Annotated in this window: 17 protein-coding genes; 8 read left to right on the top strand and 9 right to left on the bottom strand. The window is 66.5% G+C overall.

Going from position 1 to position 20059, the window contains the following annotated elements:
* The first annotated feature begins 142 nt into the window (after nucleotides 1–142).
* The gene (locus A7X12_RS14710) at nucleotides 143–1168 is read left to right on the top strand and encodes a LacI family DNA-binding transcriptional regulator (protein ID WP_232318528.1); all 1026 of its coding nucleotides are present in this window, start codon (nucleotides 143–145) and stop codon (nucleotides 1166–1168) included.
* Here the strand turns inward: A7X12_RS14710 and A7X12_RS14705 are convergent.
* From A7X12_RS14705 to A7X12_RS26330, 3 genes are all read right to left on the bottom strand, one after another.
* A complete protein-coding gene (locus tag A7X12_RS14705; RefSeq protein WP_064312451.1) occupies nucleotides 1165–2289 on the bottom strand; it encodes a glycoside hydrolase family 68 protein in 1125 nt (374 codons plus the stop codon). The genes A7X12_RS14710 and A7X12_RS14705 overlap by 4 nt on opposite strands.
* A complete protein-coding gene (locus A7X12_RS14700) occupies nucleotides 2286–3548 on the bottom strand; it encodes an MFS transporter (protein WP_232318527.1) in 1263 nt (420 codons plus the stop codon). The genes A7X12_RS14705 and A7X12_RS14700 overlap by 4 nt, the downstream gene beginning before the upstream one ends.
* A 248-nt stretch (nucleotides 3549–3796) precedes the next feature.
* Complete coding sequence (locus A7X12_RS26330; RefSeq protein ID WP_232318526.1) at nucleotides 3797–4270, bottom strand: hypothetical protein; 474 nt, start codon at nucleotides 4268–4270, stop codon at nucleotides 3797–3799.
* Here A7X12_RS26330 and A7X12_RS14690 point away from each other — a divergent pair.
* The gene (locus tag A7X12_RS14690; protein WP_064312336.1) at nucleotides 4269–4964 is read left to right on the top strand and encodes an alpha/beta fold hydrolase; all 696 of its coding nucleotides are present in this window, start codon (nucleotides 4269–4271) and stop codon (nucleotides 4962–4964) included. The genes A7X12_RS26330 and A7X12_RS14690 overlap by 2 nt on opposite strands.
* 7 nt (nucleotides 4965–4971) lie before the next feature.
* Here the strand turns inward: A7X12_RS14690 and A7X12_RS14685 are convergent, their stop codons facing one another.
* From A7X12_RS14685 to A7X12_RS14675, 3 genes are read right to left on the bottom strand one after another with little or no spacing between them, the layout of a single operon-like run.
* A complete protein-coding gene (locus tag A7X12_RS14685; protein ID WP_064312335.1) occupies nucleotides 4972–5220 on the bottom strand; it encodes a glutaredoxin domain-containing protein in 249 nt (82 codons plus the stop codon).
* Between the two features lie 52 nt (nucleotides 5221–5272).
* Entirely contained in the window at nucleotides 5273–5761 is a 489-nt protein-coding gene (locus A7X12_RS14680) for a PIN domain-containing protein (protein WP_064312334.1), read from the bottom strand.
* Nucleotides 5762–5974, bottom strand: coding sequence for a type II toxin-antitoxin system Phd/YefM family antitoxin (locus tag A7X12_RS14675; RefSeq protein ID WP_064312333.1), 213 nt, complete (start codon nucleotides 5972–5974; stop codon nucleotides 5762–5764). It lies immediately after the preceding gene.
* Between the two features lie 198 nt (nucleotides 5975–6172).
* On the opposite strand from A7X12_RS14675, the gene A7X12_RS14670 reads away from it, so the two are divergent.
* The gene (locus A7X12_RS14670; protein ID WP_064312332.1) at nucleotides 6173–7537 is read left to right on the top strand and encodes a cation:proton antiporter; all 1365 of its coding nucleotides are present in this window, start codon (nucleotides 6173–6175) and stop codon (nucleotides 7535–7537) included.
* On the opposite strand, the gene A7X12_RS14665 is transcribed toward A7X12_RS14670, so the two are convergent.
* Nucleotides 7534–9060 (bottom strand): tryptophan halogenase family protein, encoded by a 1527-nt coding sequence (locus A7X12_RS14665; protein WP_064312331.1) that lies wholly within the window; start codon nucleotides 9058–9060, stop codon nucleotides 7534–7536. The genes A7X12_RS14670 and A7X12_RS14665 overlap by 4 nt on opposite strands.
* A 115-nt stretch (nucleotides 9061–9175) precedes the next feature.
* Here A7X12_RS14665 and A7X12_RS14660 point away from each other — a divergent pair, with 115 nt between their 5' ends.
* The 4 genes from A7X12_RS14660 (at nucleotide 9176) to A7X12_RS14645 (ending at nucleotide 15529) form a co-directional block, all read left to right on the top strand.
* Nucleotides 9176–11071 (top strand): NPCBM/NEW2 domain-containing protein, encoded by a 1896-nt coding sequence (locus A7X12_RS14660; RefSeq protein WP_064312330.1) that lies wholly within the window; start codon nucleotides 9176–9178, stop codon nucleotides 11069–11071.
* Nucleotides 11072–11206: 135 nt separating this feature from the next.
* Complete coding sequence (locus A7X12_RS14655) at nucleotides 11207–11764, top strand: PAS domain-containing protein (RefSeq protein WP_064312329.1); 558 nt, start codon at nucleotides 11207–11209, stop codon at nucleotides 11762–11764.
* Nucleotides 11761–15207 carry a CheR family methyltransferase gene (locus A7X12_RS14650; RefSeq protein WP_064312328.1) on the top strand — a complete coding sequence of 1149 codons (3447 nt, stop codon included), beginning with the start codon at nucleotides 11761–11763 and terminating at the stop codon, nucleotides 15205–15207. Before A7X12_RS14655 ends, A7X12_RS14650 begins: the two co-directional genes overlap by 4 nt.
* Entirely contained in the window at nucleotides 15176–15529 is a 354-nt protein-coding gene (locus tag A7X12_RS14645) for a response regulator (RefSeq protein WP_064312327.1), read from the top strand. Before A7X12_RS14650 ends, A7X12_RS14645 begins: the two co-directional genes overlap by 32 nt.
* A gap of 100 nt (nucleotides 15530–15629) precedes the next feature.
* Here the strand turns inward: A7X12_RS14645 and A7X12_RS14640 are convergent, their stop codons facing one another.
* Entirely contained in the window at nucleotides 15630–16631 is a 1002-nt protein-coding gene (locus tag A7X12_RS14640) for a phosphatase PAP2 family protein (protein ID WP_064312326.1), read from the bottom strand.
* Nucleotides 16632–16880: 249 nt separating this feature from the next.
* Here A7X12_RS14640 and A7X12_RS14635 point away from each other — a divergent pair, with 249 nt between their 5' ends.
* Nucleotides 16881–17435, top strand: a complete 555-nt coding sequence (locus A7X12_RS14635) for a hypothetical protein (RefSeq protein WP_064312325.1) — start codon at nucleotides 16881–16883, stop codon at nucleotides 17433–17435.
* Between the two features lie 11 nt (nucleotides 17436–17446).
* Here the strand turns inward: A7X12_RS14635 and A7X12_RS14630 are convergent, their stop codons facing one another.
* Nucleotides 17447–20014, bottom strand: a complete 2568-nt coding sequence (locus A7X12_RS14630; RefSeq protein ID WP_157105603.1) for a CHASE3 domain-containing protein — start codon at nucleotides 20012–20014, stop codon at nucleotides 17447–17449.
* Between the last annotated feature and the right edge of the window lie 45 nt (nucleotides 20015–20059).

Below are 20059 nucleotides of genomic sequence, written 5' to 3'. Positions count from 1 at the left end.
TCCCTGATCTGGGCCCTCCTTGCCGGGGGCCCTTCACATATCGATGTATCGCGCAATGCAATCGATTGCAACAAGCTGCGTATTTGTCCGTAGCCCCGGCCCGTATTGCGGTTTGCCGCGAAGGCCGCCACACTTCCCGGCCGTGAGCCAAGATGCACCGCCTTCGGATCGGCCTGCCCGTACGCTCGCCGACATCGCTCGCCTCGCCGGTGTTTCCGCCGGTACGGTGTCGCGTGCGCTCGCCGGGAGCAGCCTGGTCAACCCGGAGACGCGGCAGCGCATTCAGGCACTTGCCGCGGCCCACGACTTCCGCGTCAACCAGATGGCACGCCGACTGCGCACGCAGAAAACCGGTGTGATCGGGGTTGTGGTGCCGCTTGGACACGAACGGCGACAGCATCTCTCCGACCCGTTCTTCATGACCATTCTAGGCCACCTCGCCGATGCGCTGACCGAGAACGGCTATGACGTGATGCTCTCGCGCGTGATCCCCGATGCCGAAGACTGGCTGGAAAGGATCGTCGATTCGGGCATGCTCGACGGCGTGCTGCTGATCGGCCAGTCGGACCAGATGGAAGCGATCGAACGGGTCGCCAGGCGCTATCGACCGCTGGTCGCTTGGGGCAGCCGGCAGCCGGGGCAAGTGCATTGCACCGTCGGCACCGAGAATGTCGCGGGCGGACGGATCGCCGCCGAGCATCTGATCGCGCGCGGCGTGCGGCGGATCGCCTTTCTGGGCGAGCTGCGCGCGCCGGAGCTGCGCGAGCGGTTCGACGGCGTCCGCGCCGCCGCCGCCGCCGCCGGGCTGCCCGCGCCGCTCCAGCTCGACACCCATCTTGCATCCGACATGATGGAACAGGAAATCGCAGCCCATCTCACGCGCCATCTCGACCGAATCGACGGAATCGCCGCGGGGTCCGACATGATCGCGATGACGACGCTGCGTGTGCTGGCCGATCAGGGTATGGCGGTGCCCAGCGACGTGCCGGTGATCGGCTATGACGATCTGCCGCTCGGCCTCCAGACCGTTCCGCGTCTCACCACCGTGCGACAGGATATCGCCCGGGGCGCGCGCGCAATGGTCGAGCGGCTGTTCGCCCGCATCGCCGGCCAGGACGCGGCGCCGCTGGTGATGCCTCCCCAGCTTGTCGTGCGCGATTCTGCCTAAGGCGCGATCGTCACGCGGTCGCCGGTGAAGCGCAGGCGAAAGAACGGCGCGGGAACGCCACCGAAGGTCCGCCGACGGTAGGCGGCGTCGCGCAGGGCCACCGCGCCGACAGCGTTGACGCCGGGATAGTCCACAAAGCTCGACACCTCGCCCTCGCCGGTCACCCACCAGCAATAGGCCTGGGTCGGCGCTTCCGCCGGATTGGCCGCGACGAGACCGGTGCCGTTCACCGGCCGCCATGGACCCGCCATCTTCGCCGCAACCATTGCGTAGAGTCCCGTCGGCGCGGCAAGCCCCTCGGCAAAGCGGCGCGCCTGGGTACTCCAGAACAGATAATAGAGTCCGTCGCGGACGACGATGTGCGGCCGCTCCAACTCGCTGTTGACGGCGACGGCAGCGAGCAGCGGTGCAGCAAGCGCCCAGGCGGAACCGTCACGCCGCGCGACCCCGATCACGCCGTTCACACGGTCAGCGCTCCAAGCGGCGTTTGCGGTGAACAACACATAGTCCGTGCCGTCGGCCGGGTCGCGGAAATAGCCAGGGTCGCGGAAGCCCTGGATCCCGTGCGCCGGGGCAACCGTCTCTTTGGCCACCGTGTAAATCACACCATCGGCGGCGACGACCTCGTCAGGCACCGTCCAGCCTTCGAGCCGCGGTGTTTCGCCGTCGATCAGGAAGCGCGCACGACTGAAGAAAAGCCGCTGTTCGAAGGTGGTCGCACTGCCGCGACGGCCGGCGGCGGTGAAATATTGGGTTAGCGTTACGCCGTCGGCCCCAAGCACCGCCGAACCCGACCATTCGCGCGAGCCGGGGGTGAAGTCGTCCGGGAAGACCTTGCCGTGATCGCGCCACCCGTCCTCTCCATGACTGAGCAGACGGATATGCGCGATATCGTGCCGGCTCTCCGGATCCTCGAGGCGCGGGGCGGCGAGGAAAAACCACCAGCTGCGTCCGCACCGTATCACCGTGCGCCCCGCCTCGTCGGCAATCGGCCACATGTCCCAAAGATCCATGCCAGGCGCGGGGGACGCCCCGGCCGACGCGAGCAGCGGGAGCGTTGCACCGGTTTGAGTCGAGATGCTTCCAACGGCTTCCCGCGTCCATGTGGCACAGGCCTTCATGCCGGCTTCCGCTCGCGCACCGTCCACACCGCAAGCGCGGCACCGAACAAGAGGATGCCGCAAAGTCGCAGCACGTTCCGCGCGTCACCGCCCAGCAGCGGACCGTACAGGAACGGCAGGCTGATCGAGAAGAGCAGCATCGGAATGACGATCATCATGTTGAATATGCCCATATAGACCCCGGTCCGAGCAGGCGGGATTGATCCAGCGAGAATGACGTAGGGATTGCCCATCATGCTCGCCCAGCCCAGGCCGAGGCCGATCGCGGGGACGAACAGCAGCGCCTTGTGCTGTACATGCGGCAGCCAGAGCATGCCGATGCCGGCACACACCAGGCAAACGGCATGCACCCGCGCAGCGCCCATTCTGCGCGCGATCGGCACCATCGCGAAGGCAGCGACGAACGCAACGGCATTATAGAAAGCGGCAATCTCGCCATTGGTCAGTACCGCAGCGCGAAAGCCGGGTGCGGTCGAATCCATGGTGTTGTAAACCGATCGGGCGATGGCAAGGATGACGTACGTCCAATATGCCATCATCGCATACCATTGGAACAAGCTCATCAGCGCAAGCTTGCGCATGGCCACCGGCATGTCACGGATCGCTGCGCCGATCTCCGCCAGCGTGGCGGACAGCGACTTCGGCTGTGCGGCAATATGCGCGCGCTCGGACGGCGTGAGCGGCAGCTCCGGCACCCGCAGGACCGACCAGGCGATGGTACCGAGCGCCAGCACCGCGCCCACCATGAACGCGACGCGTGCGGTGTAGGGAATATGGTGGGCGTCGACCCAGTCCTGGTTCATCCCCGCCCAGACGAGCAGCGACGGCGTGAGGAAGGCCAGCATCTGGGCCAGTCCCGTAAAAGCGCTCTGGGTAAGAAAGCCGAGCCCGTGCTGGCTGGAATCCAGCCGATCGGAAACATAGGCGCGATACGGCTCCATGGTGATGTTGTTGCCGGCATCGAGCAGCCAGAGCAGCGACACCGCCATGAGGATGGACGTGCTGAGCGGCATGAAGAAAAGGCCGAGTGCGCACAGAATCGCGCCTGCTAGGAAATACGGCGTGCGCCGCCCCCAGCGACTGTCCGTTCGGTCGCTAAGGGCGCCGATCAGGGGCTGGACCAGGAGACCGGTCATCGGTCCGGCGAGTTGCAGCAGTGGCAGCGACGCTTCGGAGGCACCGAGATAGGAGTAGATCGGGGCCATATTGCCCTGTTGCAGCCCGAAACTGAACTGCAGGCCCAGAAAGCCCAGATTCATCTCCAGGACTCGCCAAAGCGAAAGACGCGGTTTTCCGCCAGCAGGATCCATGTCGCGCCTCTCCACTAGGCCCTTATGTTCTATCCTGCCTTTATGAAGCGTCTAGCATCGCGACACAACAATCGATTGCAAATCACGACGCACGAACGGCCCAGACGCAAAAGGGCGCCCGCGATTGCGAGCGCCCTTCGCTAGGGCCCGCCGCCTGCGTGGGAACGGCGGGTACCCGGACCGGAAATCTTCCGGAATTACATCCCGTTGTGCAGGTTGGTGTCTGCGTCGTGGGTGCGCATGTCCTTCGCCTTGGCATCGCCCTCTGCGCGCACGGCGTCGGCCTGGTTCTGCAGATTGTCCTGCGCCGCATCGGTGGTGGCATTGCTGGCAGCGGCCTCAAGGTTGTCGGCAACGTTCTCGGCGTTCGCTTCGATGTTGTCGGCCGCCTGTTCGCGCGGGGTGTTGTTGCACGCCGAGAGTGCGATCAGGCCGGCAGCGGCGCCGAGCACGAGCATCTTCTTCATCATCATTACCCTTTTACGTTGGTACAGTCGAAAATCGTTGGCAGCGGAAATCAACGACGCGGCGCTTTGTTCCGAAACGGTAACGCGAACGCGACGAGCCGAGTGCGTGGGCGGAACCGCCAAGAAACCGCCGAATACGACAATCCGCCCTACTTCCCGTGACTTAGACCATGCGTCAACATCCTGCACGGAGGCTTTCCGCATGTCGACCAATGCTTCGCCCACCATCCTTCTCGTCCATGGCGCCTGGGCCGACGGATCGAGCTGGCAGCGCGTGATCCCGATCCTGCTGGGCGCCGGCCACAAGGTGGTCGCGGTGCAGAACCCCACCCAGTCGCTCGCCGGCGACGTCGCCGCGACCCGCCAGGCGCTCGACGCGGTCGAGGGCCCGGTGGTGCTGGTCGGCCATAGCTGGGGCGGCGCGGTGATTACCGAGGCCGGCACCGATCCCAAGGTGAAGGCGCTGGTCTATGTCGCCGCCTTCGCACCCGCCGCCGGCGAGGCGCTGGGCCCGCTGGTCGGCAAATATCCGAACCCGCCCGCGCTCGGCAAGATTCAGGACGACGGCAAGGGCAACCTCACCCTCAGCACCGAAGGCTGGGTGGAGGACGTCGCGAACGATCTGCCCGAGGCCGAGGCGCGCGTGCTGGCGGTGCTCCAGCCGCCGCTCCCCGCCAGCACGTTCGGCGACGTCATCAGCCAGGCGGCCTGGGAAAAGGTGCCGAGCTGGTACATCGTCTCCACCGAGGACCGGGTGGTGAGCGTAGAGCTGGAGCGCGAATTCGCCGCGCGGATGAAAGCGACGACGACCGAACTCGCCGCAGGTCACCTTTCGCTGCTCTCGCAGCCGGAGGCGGTGGCGAAGGTCATCCTGGAAGCAGCGGCCTCGGTCGCCTGAGGCGCGGTCAGCGACGGGCCAGCGCGTTTGCGAGCGCGTCTGCCCCGTCGAACCGCTCCTCGCCGAGGAAGATCACCGGGGTGGTGGCGACGCCGAACTCGTCCTTCACCGCCTCCACCTCGTCACGGGTGCCCAGCACCCGATCGTCGATATCATAGCCGCGCTCGAGCAGCAGCTCGCGGGCGCGGACCCCGAAGGGGCAGACATGATCGGGCAGGACCATGCGGTAAAGGGTCGCGTGCTTGTCGTCGGCCATGGCATTTCTCCTTGGCAGACAAATGCTTGGGGGCCGCACCGGTTGCAGCGCGTCAGCTGCGCAGGAACAGATTGCGGAACCAGACCGGGCCGCTGCGCGCGGCGGCGGCGCGCCAGTCGTCCACCGCGTCTTCGGGATCGTAGCGGCGCGGGTCCAACAGCTTGAACCGCACGCCGCGATAGGCGGCGGCGTCATAGGTGACCAGCGTCAGCGCATGTTCGAGCGCGGTGGCGGCGACCAGCGCATGTCGATCGCTCGACAGCGCCACCTGCCCGCGCCGCCGCGCCACCGCGGTATCGACCGGCAGCAGATGCGCGCCGAACGCGGGAACGAGCTGGTCGTCGATCCAGCGTCGCAGCGCATTTGCATCGTCGCCGCGGGGTGCGCGCGCCGCCTGCGCCTCGATCTCGGCCAGCACCAGCACCGATACGAACAGCTGCTCGCGCGGCACGGCGCCCGCCCATGCCGCCAAACGCGGATCGGCGGTGCCGGCGCGCGCGTGGCGGAGGTCAAGCAGTACCGCGGTGTCGAGCAGGTACATTCACCAGCGCCCGGGTTCGACGTCGAACGGCTCGGCCGCCGCCAGCGCGTCGACGATGCTCTCGCGCTCGCCGATAAAGGCGCGAAAGCTGGCGATGCTCATCAGCACATGGGTGGGCTTGCCGCGATCGGTGATGAAGACCGGTTCGGTGCGGGCGAATCGCTTCGCCGCACTGACGTCCTGGTTGAATTCGCGGCTGGTGATCACCTTCATCGCGCACCCTGTCCTTCGCACTGTCTAGGCGCTATTCTGTAGGTACGTACCTACCTTGTGGACCCGCGGCAACAGTCGGCCCCAGGCCGCCGGAAAAATGAAGACCATGGGCAGAACGGCTCTTGCCGAGAACCTTTGCGCGGGGTTCCTAAGGCCTCGCGCCGACGCAGGAGATGTCGGGCGCACGAGGGGATCCAGATGAACGAGCTGCTGACCGGTGCCTGGCACGCGCTGACCGACGTCCTCAACCCGCACGGCCCGGCGGTGCACGCCGCCAAGACCTATGCGCCCGGCGACTTCAGCATTCATTTCTTCCTGCAGCTGGCGATCATCCTGCTCGCCTGCCGCGTGGTGGGCTGGGCGGGGCAGAAATTCCTGAAGCAGCCGCAGGTAGTCGGCGAGATGATCGCGGGCGTGGTGCTCGGGCCGTCGCTGCTCGGGCTGGTCGCGCCCGACCTGCAGCTGGCGATCTTTTCCAAGGAGACGCGCAACGTGCTGTACGCTGGCGCGCAGCTCGGCGTCGGGCTCTACATGTTCATGGTCGGGCTGACGCTGCGGCTGGATCATTTCCAGTCCAAGGCCAAGAGCGCCGCGGGCGTCTCCGCCGCCGGGATCGCCGCCCCCTTCCTGCTCGCCGCGCTGATCACGCCGAGCCTGCTCACCGTGCCGGGGCTGTTCACGCCGGGCATCAGCCAGGCCAATGCGACGCTCTTCATGGGCGCCTGCATCGCGTTGACTGCCTTCCCGATGCTCGCGCGGATCATCAACGAGCGCGGCCTCGCCAATTCGGCGCTCGGCACGCTGTCGCTCACCGCCGGCGCGTTCGACGATGCCGCCTCCTGGTGCGTGCTGGCGCTGGTGCTGGCGACCTTCGGCGCGGGCCCCGGCGTGGCGGTCCTCGCGATCGGCGGCGCGGTGCTCTACGCCGGCTTCATGCTGGTCTTCGGCCGCCGCCTGCTCGCCCCGCTCGGCCGGATCGTCGAGGCGCGCGGCGAAATGACGAGCGGCGTGCTTGCCGTCACCATGATGCTGTTCTGCATGTCTGCCTTCTTCATGGACGCAATCGGCATCCACGCGATCTTCGGCGGCTTCCTGATGGGCGTGTGCATGCCGCGCGGGCTGTTCGTCGCCGAGCTCAAGCGCAAGGTGGAGCCGCTCGCCGTGGTGCTGCTGCTGCCGATGTTCTTCACCTATTCGGGGCTCAACACCCGGATGGACATGGTCAACTCGCCGTCGCTGCTGCTGGTTGCGCTCGGAATCCTTGCGGTGTCGGTGCTCGCCAAGTTCGGCGCCTGCTGGGCGGCGGCGCGGCTCGCCGGCGAGGACAATCGCACCGCGCTCGGCATCGGCGCGCTGATGAACTCGCGCGGGCTGATGGAGCTGATCATCATCAATATCGGCCTGCAGAAAGGCATCATCGGCCCGACGCTGTTCTCGATGCTGGTGCTGATGGCGATTGTCACCACCGTCATGGCCACCCCGCTGTTCGAGGCGGTCTATGGCCGCAAGGCGCGGGCGAGCGGCGAGCTCGACGCGATCGACGGCCAGTTGGCGACGGTCTAGCCGGCTAGCTGGCGGATCAGCTCGCGATGCGCGGGCAGGTCCGCCACCGCCTGTTCGCCGAACCCGCGGATGCGCGCGAACTGGCGCGCGGCAGCTTCGGCATGCGGGAAGCCGTCCCGCGCGCCGGACAGGTCGGTGCGGAAGTCCATCCCGTAGAGGATGTACTGATAGTTGAAGAAGGCGAAGCTCTCGACGTCGAGCAGGAAGTCGAACCGGCTCGGCGGACGGTGGCGCCACTGCTCGAGCAGCGCCTGCAGCGTCTCCGGGATCGACGCCGGATCGCGGTTGTCGCGCCAGAAGGGCTCCTCGCGGCGGCTGAGGCAGTAATGGAGCTTGAGGAAATCGACGATCCGCTCGTAGCGCGCGGTCATCAGCGCGTTGAACCGCGCGGCGGGCGCATCGACGGGCCCCGCATGCGGGAACAGCTCGGCGATCATCGCGGCAGCCGCCTCGATCAGCACCACGCCGGTCGCCTCCAGCGGCTCCAGGAACCCGCCCGATAGCCCTATCGCGACGCAGTTTTTCACCCAGGGCGTGCGACGGTATCCCGGCTCGAACTTGATCAACCGCGCCTCGTGCGGCGCCCCGCCGAGATGCGCGTCGAGGATCTCCGCCGCGCGGTCATCGCACAGATGCGCCGAGGAATAGACGCAGCCGATGCCGCGTGCGTGCTGGAGGCCGATGTCCCAGGTCCAGCCGCCTTCGTGCGCAGCGGCGACGGTGGTCGTCGCGATCGGTGCCTCGGGATCCGCATAGGGCAGCTTGCAGGCGAGCGCGCGATCGGTGAACAGCTGGTGGCGTACCGAGGTGAAGGGAGCGCCCAGCGCCTTGCCGATCAGCGCCGGCTCGAAGCCCGAGCAATCGATATAGAGGTCGGCGGTCAGGCTGACATGCTCGCGCGTCTCGATCCGATCGATCGCGCCCTCGGCATCGGTGTGGGCGGAGAAGACCTCGCCCTCCAGATGCGTCACGCCCAGCTCGATCGCCCGGTCGCGGAGCAGCTGTGCCAGCCGCACCGCATCGAAATGATAAGCATAGGTGAGCGGCCCACCGAACCCCGCCTCCTCCGCGCGCTTGGGCGCCCGGCCATTTGCGGCGACGCGGTTCTGGATCGTCATCGCCTCGGCAAAGGGCGTACGGCGCGCCTCTGGCTGGAGCAGCCAATAGGGCACCAGCCCCGCCCCTTCGGTATGAAAGGGTGCCTCGAACGGATGGAGAAAGCGGTGGCGGGTGCCGTCGGGCAGGGGCGCGTACAGCCAGTCGTCGAAGCGGATGCCTTGCTTGAAGGTGGCACGCGTCTGCCGGACGAAGCGGCGCTCGTCGATGCCGAGGAACTGCAGCGTCTCGCGGATGGTCGGGAAGCCCCCCTCGCCTACGCCGACGATCCCCAGCGCAGGGGATTCGAGCAACGTGATCGCGAAGCGCTGCTGGTGGGCGATGTCGAGATAGCGGGCGAGATAGGCGGCGGTGAGCCAGCCCGCGGTGCCGCCGCCCAGGATCAGGATCCGCCGCATGGGGTTCATCGGCCCACGCTAGGGCGCAGCGGCGGACCGGGCAATGGTCGTAGAGCGGCCAAAAGCATTTGCCTCGCCCCCGAGGCTCCGGTTAGTCGGACAAATAAACGAGGGGAGAAGCGGGATGGCGATCAAGACCTTGGCGGGCATTTCGGCGCTGCTGCTGGCATCGGCGAGCGTGCAGGCCGCGCCGCGCGACCCCCTCGCCCCCACCGGCCGCTGGTCCGCCAATACCGATGGCCGCGCCGCCACCCCGCCGATGGGCTGGAACAGCTGGAACGCCTTCGCCACCGATGTCGACGAGGAGAAGGTGCTCGCCTCGGCGCAGAAGATTGTCGACACCGGACTCGCCGCCAAGGGCTATCGCTACGTCAATCTCGACGAGGGCTGGTGGGACCATCGCCGCACCGATGGGCGGATGCTGGTCCGCGCGGACAAGTTCCCCTCGGCCCGCACGGCCGACGGCGCGACCTCGTTCAAGCCGTTTACCGATCGGCTCCACGCCATGGGGCTGAAGGCCGGCATCTATACCGATCTCGGCCGCAACACCTGCGCCCAGGCCTATGGCCCCAACGAGCCCAATCTGCCGCGCGGCAGCGTGCCCGAACGCGAAGTGGGGCTCTACGGCCATATCGATCAGGACATCGCGCTCTATTTCGGCGCATGGGGCTTCGACTATATCAAGATCGACGGCTGCGGCCTGCGCGCGTACGGCGAGGACAGCCCGCTGGTCCGCGCCGGCCGCTACCGCCCGCTGGCGCCGATCCTCGACCTCGACAGCGTCAACCGCTCGAACATCCCGGCGGTGCGGGCGATGTTCGCGCAGGTGAAGGCGGCGCTGGTCCGTGCCGATCCGGACCAGGACTATCTCCTGTCGCTATGCATCTGGGGATCGGCGGACGTGCGCAGCTGGGCCAAGGATGTCGGCAATATCTCGCGGACCAGCGACGACATCACGCCTCACTGGACGCGGCTGCTCACCAATTTCGATACCGCCGCGCGCCGCCCGCTCTATGCGCATCCGGGCTCGTGGAACGACCCCGACATGCTCTTCATCGGCAAGGGCGAGTTCGATGCCGACCACCTCACCGAGGCGCGCTCGCACTTCGCGCTCTGGGCGATGGTCTCCGCGCCGCTGCTGATCGGCGCCGACCTGCGCACCACCCCGCAAGCGCTGATGGACATCTTCGGCAATGCCGCACTGATCTCGGTCGACCAGGATCCCGCCGGCAACCAGGCGGTGCTCGCCTATGACAGCGACGACTTCCAGATCCTGGTCAAGACGCTGGCGGACGGCGACAAGGCGGTCGCGCTGTTCAACCGCACCGCCGCGCCGATGGAAGCGATCCTCACCGCGCAGCACCTCAAGCTGCGCGACGACGCGGCGATCGCGCTGACCGATCTGTGGAGCGGCGCCAGTTCCAGCTTCCGGAAAGAGGCGAAGTTCAAGCTGGCCCCGCATGAAACCCTGGTGTTCCGGGCCAGGGGCCCGCGGCTGCTTACCGACGGCCTGTATCTTTCCGAAATGCCCGGCAGCGTGAATCCGGCGGCGGACGGCATCACCGCGCCGATGGCCGATCCGACGATCCACCGCGCCGTCGTATCCTGGAGCGGCACCCGCGGCGCCGGGCAGCGGCCGCTCTACGCCGGCTGGGGCGGCGCGCAGGCGGATGCGACGCCCTATGGCCGCGAGCTCGCGGTGGCGGGCAAGCACTTCACCGCAGGCCTTGGCGTGCTCGCCAATTCGCGGCTGGAGGTGCGCAATGCCGGCTATCGCCAGCTCAGCGTCTCGGTCGGCGTCGACGATTCGGCGACCGATGCGGCGCACGCCGTCACCTTCCAGATCTATGGCGACCGGCGGCTGCTCGCCACCGCCGCGCCCGTGCGTCGCGGCGCGCCGGCCAAGCCGCTCTCCGTCAACGTCGCCGGCGTGAAGCTGGTAGAACTGGTAGCGCGGTCCGCAGGCGTGGTGAACGAACAACTGCCGATCGTGTGGGGCGACGCCGCCTTCCATCGGTGATTGGAACGCCTGCGAAATCAAACAGCTAGCGGCGCACCATCGATATAGCCGGGTTGTTTCATGTCTGAATCGTGCCTATCCTGGATCAGTTTCCGGGACAGGTCGTTCTGCTTCCCTACCGAGGCTCGAGCAGACATGACCCCGCACCTCCCCTCCGCGCTCCGCGATTATTTCGAGAGCTCGCCCGTCGCCCTTTCGCTCGGCGAGGCGGTCGGCGATCATCCATTGCTGCTCACCAACCAGCGATTTCGCGACCTTACCGGCTATGCCTCGAACGAAATCGCCGGAAAGAATTGCCGCTTCCTCCAGGGCGACAGCGACAACCGGGAAGCGCGCACCCGCATCCACGCCTTTCTCGACGACGACGCGCAGACCAGCGTTCGCACCGCCATCGTCAATTTTCGCAAGGACGGCACGCCGTTCGTCAACCTGCTCTACATGTCGAAGCTGCGCGCGCTGACCGGCGAGGTGCGCTACATCTTCGCCTCACAGTTCGACGTCAGCCGAACCCAACCCGAGCGGCTCGCGGAATATGACAATGTGCTTGGGCAAACGATTGCGCGACTCGCGCCGGTTGTCGCCGAAAGCGGGATTGCGGTAGAAGGCACGCTGATCACCATCGCCAACACCGCGGCGACGATCGCCCAGGCCAAGATGACGCTCTCTGACCTCGATACGAGCAGCTATCTGTGAACGCGCCGTTCGACGCCAAGGCCACCACGCTACCAGTCGTGGGCATCGGCGCTTCGGCTGGCGGGCTGGAAGCGCTGCGCGAGATGCTCGCGCCCGCCCGCGCGCCAACCGGCATGGCGTTCGTGATCGTCCAGCATCTCGACCCCAACCATGAGAGCATGCTGGCGCAGCTGCTCGACCGGCAGACCAATCTCGAAGTGCTCCAGTGCGAGGGCGGCGAGCGGATCGAGGCGGACAAGGTCTATATCATCCCGCCCGGCCACGGCCTCGCCATTCGCGGTGGCACGCTGGAGCTGACCGATTTCGCCCAGCCGCGCGGGCTTCGCCGCCCGATCGACGACTTCTTCCTCTCGCTCGCTGCCGACCAGCAGGGCAACGCCGCCTGCGTGATCCTCTCGGGTACCGGCGCCGACGGCACGATCGGACTGCGCGCGGTGAAGGAACATGGCGGCGTCTGCCTGGTGCAGGCGCCGGAGAGCGCGCGCTATGACGGCATGCCGCTCTCGGCGGTGGGCACGGGGCTGGTCGATTTCGTCAAGGCGCCCGGCCAGATGCTGGACTGCCTCCACGCCTTCTTCCACCGCAGCGGCGACGAGGAACAGAAGGAAGAGGCCTCGCTGGTCGCCGATCATGTCGACGAGTTGTGCAAGGTGCTGCGTACCGCCGTCGGCCACGACTTCTCGGGCTACAAGCGCACCACGCTGGTCCGACGGATCGAACGGCGGATGCACGTGCTCGGCATGACGAGCGGCCGCGCCTATCTCGCCCGCGCCAAGTCCGACGCGGACGAATGCGAGGCGCTGTTCCGCGACCTGCTGATCAACGTCACCCGCTTCTTCCGCGACGCCGACCTGTTCGATCGGCTGCGCACCCAGGTAATCGAGCCGCTGATGCGCAGCTGGACCGGCGAGGAGGATATCCGCGTCTGGATCCCCGGCTGCTCGTCTGGGGAGGAGTCCTACAGCATCGCGATGCTGTTCGCCGAGGCGGCACGCAAGCTCGCGCTGCCCTCTACCGGCGTGCAGATCTTCGCGACCGACATCGACGAGCAGATGCTCCAGATCGCCCGCAACGGCATCTATCCTGCGTCCGCGCTGGTCGACCTGCCGCCTGCGATGCGCGAGCGGTACACGCTGCCGCATAGCGACCGGTTCCAGATCGTGCCGCAGATCCGCGACATGATCCGCTTCTCCAACCACAGCCTGGTCAAGGACCCGCCCTTCTCGCGGATCGACCTGGTCTCGTGCCGCAACCTGCTGATCTATTTCGACGATCGCCTGCAGCAATCGGTGATGCCGTTGCTCCATTACGCGATCCGGCCCGAGGGCTATCTGTTCCTCGGCCCCTCGGAGACGATCGGCCGCTTCGAGCATCTGTTCCCGGCGATCGACGGCCAGGCACGCATCTTTCAACGCTCGCCGGGCGCGCCCAATTACCCGATCGACCTGCCGGGGAGCTCGCGCGCCCGCAGCCCGCGCGAAGACCGGCACGAGCGCCAGTCCGGCCGGGTCGGCGCCGAGGAGACCGCGGCGGTCCGCCGGCTGATCGATCGCTATGCGCCCGCCAGCCTGGTGCTCGACCAGGAAGGCGTGATTATTGCCGCCTATGGCCGGCTCGGCCGCTATTTCGACTTTCCCGTAACCCGCACCGGCGGATCGAGCGCGATCGGCCTTGCCCGCCCAGGCCTGCGCAACGTGCTGGGCCCGCTGCTCCGCGCCGGTCGCGATCGCCGCAAGCGGGTGGTGGCGCGCGACGTCACCGTCGAGTCCGAATATGGCAGCCAGACGATCGACGTGGTCTGCGATCCGATGCCCGATGGCACGCTGCTGTTCGTATTCCGCGAGACCGCACCGTTCCGCCCCGCGCTCGACGAGGATGTCGCCGAGCTCGATGCCGGCGACGACCATCTCGATGCGCTCGAAGACGAACTGCGCGTCACCCGCCACCGCCTGCGCACCACCGTCGAGGAACTGGAGACCGCGAACGAGGAGCTGAAGAGCTCCAACGAAGAAATGATGTCGATGAACGAGGAGCTTCAGTCAACCAACGAGGAGCTTTCCACGGTCAATGACGAGCTGAAGGGCAAGGTCGATCAGCTGACCGTCGCCAATTCGGATTTGCGCAACTTCTTCGAATCGACCGATCTCGCGGTGGTGGTGCTCGATGCCGACATGCGCATTCGCAGCTTCACCGAAGCGGCCACCGCGCTGTTCCCGCTCCAGCCGAGCGACCGCGGGCGGCCACTGGCGGACGTCGCCAGCCGACTGGCGAGCAACGACTATCTGACGGATGCCCGCGCGGTCATCGCCGGCGAAGGCCCGCTGCAACGCCGGGTGACCACCCAGGACGGTAGCCGCACGCTGTCGATGCGCACCCTGCCCTATCGCGCGCAGAACGGCACCACCGACGGCGCGACTCTGGTGCTGACCGACATCACCGATGCGCTCTCGCTCGAACGTGCGCTGGCCGCCGAGCGCGAGCGGCTCGACATGGCGATCCGCGCCGGCGGCATCGCAGTATGGGAATATCGCGTCGACACCGGTGAGACAGTCGTCGACGATTATGCCCGTGACGTGCTCGGCATCCCGGCCGGCATCGCGCTCAACGATCCGGGGGCACGGCTCGACCGGATACACCCGGAGGACCGGCCTTCCTTTGAAGCCCAGCTGGCCCGCGTGATCGCCGAAGGCGGCGACCTCGAGATCAGCTACCGTATTGTTGATGGCGACAACGTGCGCCGGATCAAGACGTTCGGGCGGCGGGTGGACGATGCGGGTCCGCGCCGGCTGGTTGGCGTATCGATCGACATTACGCCGGAATACAAGCTCGCCGAGACGCGCGAGCTGATGCTGCGCGAGATGAACCACCGGGTAAAGAACCTGTTCGCGATCGTCAGCGGCATGATCTCAGCCGGTGCCCGCAGCCATGACGACGTGATCCGCTTCGCCAACGACATGCGCGAGCGGATCGCCGCGCTGGGCCGTGCCCATTCGCTTGCCGCCCCCGCCGGCGCCTTGCAGTCGATTGACCTTGCCGAGCTGGTCGAGACGACGCTGGCGCCCTATCGCGACCATGCAACCGTCAGCATCCAGGGCCCCGCTGTCAAAATTCATCGGACCTGCTTGTCGCCGCTCGCGTTGATGCTCCACGAATGGGCGACGAATTCGGTGAAATACGGCGCGCTTGGACCGAACGACGGGGAACTTTCCGTCGCTTGGGAATTTGTCGCTGATGGTCTCCGCCTCGATTGGCGCGAGTCCGGGGATCGGCCCGTATCAGCGGCGTCGGGAACCGGTTTCGGCACGATCCTGGTGCAGACCTCGTCCCGCCAGCTCGGCGTTACGGTAACCCGGTCGGTGGAGGATCATGTCTTCGCCATCCGTATGCAACTGCCGGCGAAAGTGCTTGCGAATGACGAAGACGGTGATGCTCATCGAGGATGAGCTGTTCGTGGCACTGGACGTTCAGGACGTGGTGGAAGAAGCCGGTTTCGCGGTCGATGGGCCTTATGTCTCGGTGGCCGAAGCGCTGGAGGCAGTCGCTCAGCATCTGCCCGGTTGCGCGATCCTCGACGTGCGGCTGACGGACGGTGAAGTGTTCCCGGCCGCAGACGTGCTGCGCGACGCCGGCGTGCCAATCATCTTTCATTCCGGCCATGCCGACGCGACGTCGCTTCGTGGGCGCTATCCGCAGGCAGTCGTTTGCTCGAAGCCTTGTTCGCCGAGCGCCCTCCGTGCGGCGGTGGAGACTGTCCTGGGCGACTGACCCGTAAGGCGGGAGGCCGGCCCCTGCGCTTCAGGTGCCGCCGCGGCAGGACCCGACGCCCCTGGAATGTGCCCGCCACGCTCGCCGCGCAGGACCGACATTACGCGCACACATCCTTCTCGACCTTCCGAACGCGCCATCGAATCAGCAGCGTGGCCAAAAACCACGCGACCAACGCCACGCCGGCGCCGAGGATGAGGTCGATAAGGTAATGCGTGCCCTCTACCGGCGTGGAAAGCAGCATTGCGGATGCGATGGCGGTCAGCCACCAGCGCAGCGGGCCGCAACGCTGGGCCGCGGCAATGTAGAGCGTCGCGGAGGCGGCGTGGAAGCTCGGCGCCGAGACCAGCCCGCGCAACTGTCCGACATCGACGACCGTGAGACTATGGTCCCGCAGTGCAGGAATGATGTCCGGCTGCCACAATTCACTGACCGGCATATAGGGGATCGGCCCATGCCAGAGATAGGAAAAGGGCCCTACCGCCGGCATCTGGCTATAGATGGACAGCGTTATCACCGCAGCGATCGCGAAGGCGGCCAGGAAACGATGGGCCTCGCGGCGCTGCCCGGTCACGGCGAACCAGCCCAGCAACAATGCCGGCGTGAGAAAGATGCTCTGATAGGCGGCGATGCCGAGCAGCTGGAGCGAACGATGCGCGGCGACGGTCCGGTACCAGGCGAGCCAATCGAACTGTAGCAGCTCGTCCACCCGCTGCAGGCCTGCATCGGCGAATCCCTCGCTCATCGCCGCCACCGGGTAGGAACTCACCGCGCCGATAAGGGCCATGCCCATGAACAGCGTATAATATTCCACCACCTGGGCAAGTATGACTCCCCATCGCCGACCATCCCGCAGGCACCAGAGTCGCAGCAGGGGGGCAGTTGCGAGGATCGCATAATAGGGGATGTTGCTATGCGCGAGTGGATCGATTGTCAGTCCGGCCGTCCATAGCAGCAAGGCGCAGGCGGCGACTGCACAAAGCACCGCACCCCGAACCTGTCCACCCGAAAACCCGATCGCTGCTCGCGTGTCGGACGGCATGGCGGTGAAGGCTCTGGTAGGCGCGGTCAATGTAGCGGAGGCAGGGTTGCGGTCGGTCAAGGGCGTGGCTCGTCGAAATTGCGGGGCGACCCGCCTGCCATTGCTGTCTGCGTGCCGTGCCCGACCCTAACGCTTCGAGGCCCCCCCGCCTAGCCCGCCGCTGCCTGCCGTTCGTGGCACTTTACCACCGGGTAAAGTGCCACCAGCGGTGGTCCTCCCTGGCGCGGCAAAGTGCCATGGCTGGTCCAACTGGCCATCGCGAAAAACAAGGGATTCACAGGCGAGTCGCGACGTGCTTAGATTCCTGCTATGTTCCAGCCAGATCTCTTCGCCGCCGCCGCCCGCGTCGTGCCGGAAGCTGCTCCCCCCGCCCCTCAGCTGGATTTGCCGGCAGTGCTGAATCGGCTCAGCGAAACATGCGAGCGCCCCCGCTACAGCTTCATGGTCCTGCAGCTGATCGCCCAGGCGAGCGACCGCACCGGCTGGGCAGGCCCCTGGATCGAGCGCAACGGCCATCGCGTTTCGGTGCGGGATTGGCTGAGCGATGCACTGACGCCTGTCGCTAGGCGCGATCCCCGGCGCAAGAGTCTCGCGGCGCGCGCCCGTGCGGATCTGGAAAAGGCGGGGGCACTGCCCGTGGACCCGGAAGCAGCGGAGCGCGCGATCGAGGCCGAAGTCCAGCACCGCATCCGCCTGTCCGGCCGCACCAATGTCAGCCGGGCGGTGTCGGAGCTGGTACGCGCCGGTCTGGTTCGGCGGCATTATCAGGGGTTCCGGGTCGACCATCACAATCGTGGTGCCCAGCGCCACGCTGTCTACGCCGTCACCGAGGAAGCTAGGCTGGCGCTGCAAACCGGCGCCTGAAGGCTGTCAGGTCATGCGAGCAGCTCGGCCACCTTGCGCCCCAGTTCCGCGGGTCTGAAAGGCTTGAGCAGGATAGTGAGATTCTTCGTCTCGGAGCTGGCGAGATTGGCATAGCCGGTCACGAGCAGAACCGGCAGATCCGGCTGATGCTCCCGCATCTTAAGGGCAAGCTGCTCGCCGGTCATTCCCGGCATCATGTGATCGGTGACGAGCAGGTCGATCGCAGCGGACCCACGGATGGTTTCCAAGGCGGCGGGGCCACTATTGGCTTCGATGATCTGGTGACCGAGCTCGCGGAGCGACTCCGCAGCGGTCGATCGCACAAGGTCTTCGTCGTCGACCAGCAGGATGCGGGCGGGACGCATCTCGGCATTCTGGCCGGGGCCTTGCGGAACGGCAGCCGACGCACGGGCTTCGGTCGCCGGCAGCATCAGTTCGGCACGCGTACCGACGCCCGGCGTACTTGTGAGCAGAAAGCGTCCACCCGACTGTTCGGCAAGACCGTGGACGAGGGAAAGGCCCAGCCCCGTACCATGGCCGACGGCCTTGGTGGTGAAGAAGGGTTCGCTCGCGCGCGCAAGCGTCGCGGCATCCATGCCGAGCCCGGTATCCGTCACGCTCAGGCGGAGATATTGCCCGGGAGCCAGCTCCCCGCCGGCCTCCGCGTCGACGTGCACCAGTGCGACATCGATCGTCAGCGTACCGCCCTCCGGCATCGCATCGCGCGCGTTCACGCTGAGGTTGAGCAAGGCAAGTTCGAGCTGATTAGGGTCTACCAGGGCCGGGGGCAGACCGGATGGAATCTCTCGCAGCACCTGCACCTGCGGTCCTACCGATCGAGACAGCAGCTCAAGCATGCTGTCGATCAAGTTCCCGACGTCCACTGGCTGTGGCTGGAGATGCTGACGACGAGCGAAGCCCAGCATGCGCTGCACCAGCATCTGCACACGCTGCGCTGACGCCAAAGCACCGTCGATCAGCCGCAAGCCGCGGTCATCCGATATGCGCCTTCGCAACAGATCCAGCCCTCCGACGATCGGGGTGAGCAGATTGTTGACGTCGTGCGCGACACCCCCGGTCAGCTGCCCCAACGCTTCCATCTTCTGGGCATGGCGCAACCGGTCCTGCGCCAGCCGTTGATCGGTGATGTCACGCCCCGATCCGACGATGCGGAACACGCGGCCTTCGGCGCCCTCGGTCGGGCGATCGAACACCGGCACCAACACCGTGTCCCAGATGCGCATCCCGCCATCGACAACAAGCGCTTCCTCCAGCCGATAGGGCCTCCCGGTATCGCAGCAATGCTGAAGATTGGCGCGAACAGCGTTGAGGATAGTCGGTGGCAACCATGCCTGTAGGGGTTGGCCCACAAATTCACGCATTCTGCGGCCGGTCGTAGCCTCATAGACTGGATTGGCGCCCAAGATGCGAAACTCGCCGTCAGGATCCACGCCCACGACGAACAATGCCTCGGCGGTATTCTCAAAATAGGCTTGGTAGACGGCGTCCGCATGATGGAGCGAATCCAGAAGCGCCTGGCGGTCCGCGTCGCGTTGCGCTGCCGCGGCAATGAGATTGCCGATGGCGAGCACGAATGGCATGTCGTTCTGCGAGAAGGGCTTCCCGCTGCCATGCGGTAGGGCAATCACGCCGAAGCGCCCTTCGGCGCCGGCGATGGGGACGAGCAGGACAGGCTTGCCCGATCGATCCTCCATATGGACGGAATCGTTTGCCAGGGGCAGGTCAGCGAGCTGCAGTGACAGATCCTCCGCCTCTGCGTCGTCCAGACCGACCGCGATCATGCCCGAGCGGCCAGCGTCCTGGCGAACAAGCAGCGCCGCGTGCGCACCCAGGTTCTCCGTCAAGGCGGCCATGGCGCTCTTGGCGAACCGCTGAAAATCCGTGGCGGACAGAGCCTCGCGACCGAGGGCGGCCACCCGCTCCTGTTGTCGGCCGCGCTCGCGAAGCCCCACGGCGCTTGCCGCCTGCGCGGCCGTACGCACGCTGGTCACGGCCAGAAGCCCGGACACCAGGATCAGCAACACACCCAGCCCCAACGCCCCCCACAGCATGTGCTGCGCTCGTGCATGCATTCGCTCGGCCATATCCGCACGCTGGGAAAGCAGGCGCTCCTCTTCGCCGGCCATCCGCGCGATTACCGTTTGAACCGCGGTCATCCGGTCCCGGCCGACGCCCGTCCGCAGCAACATGACGGCCTCGTCTCGATGACCCCTTTCGGCAAGCGCGACCAGCTTTGCCATGATGGCCAACTTCGCCTCGGCGGCCTGCCGCAGAACGAGGATGTTGCTCCGCTGTGAGGCATTATCGGAGGTTAGTGCCGCCAGCCTTTCAATAAGCAGCGGCACGCGCTGGACGGCGAGGCGATACTGCTCGGCATCCTCCCGTTGCCCGGTCAACAGCAGCGCACGTTGCGCGGATTCAGCCCGCTCCATCGCGGAGGCCAGGAGTCGCGTTTGCCGGACGGTAGAAATGGTATGGCTTTGCCACTGCTCCGCTACGGCACGTTGATAGTCATCCCGCCAGGCACCGATGTACAATGCAGCAAGAACGAGCAGCAATCCCGCAAGCGCTACCACGCATGCTCGCACAAGAGCGCTCACCGT

The organism is Sphingomonas sp. TDK1, assembly GCF_001650735.1.
Classification (GTDB): domain Bacteria; phylum Pseudomonadota; class Alphaproteobacteria; order Sphingomonadales; family Sphingomonadaceae; genus Sphingomonas.
The sequence above is the reverse complement of the archived record's forward strand: the minus strand, read 5'-3'. Positions and strand labels throughout refer to the sequence as shown.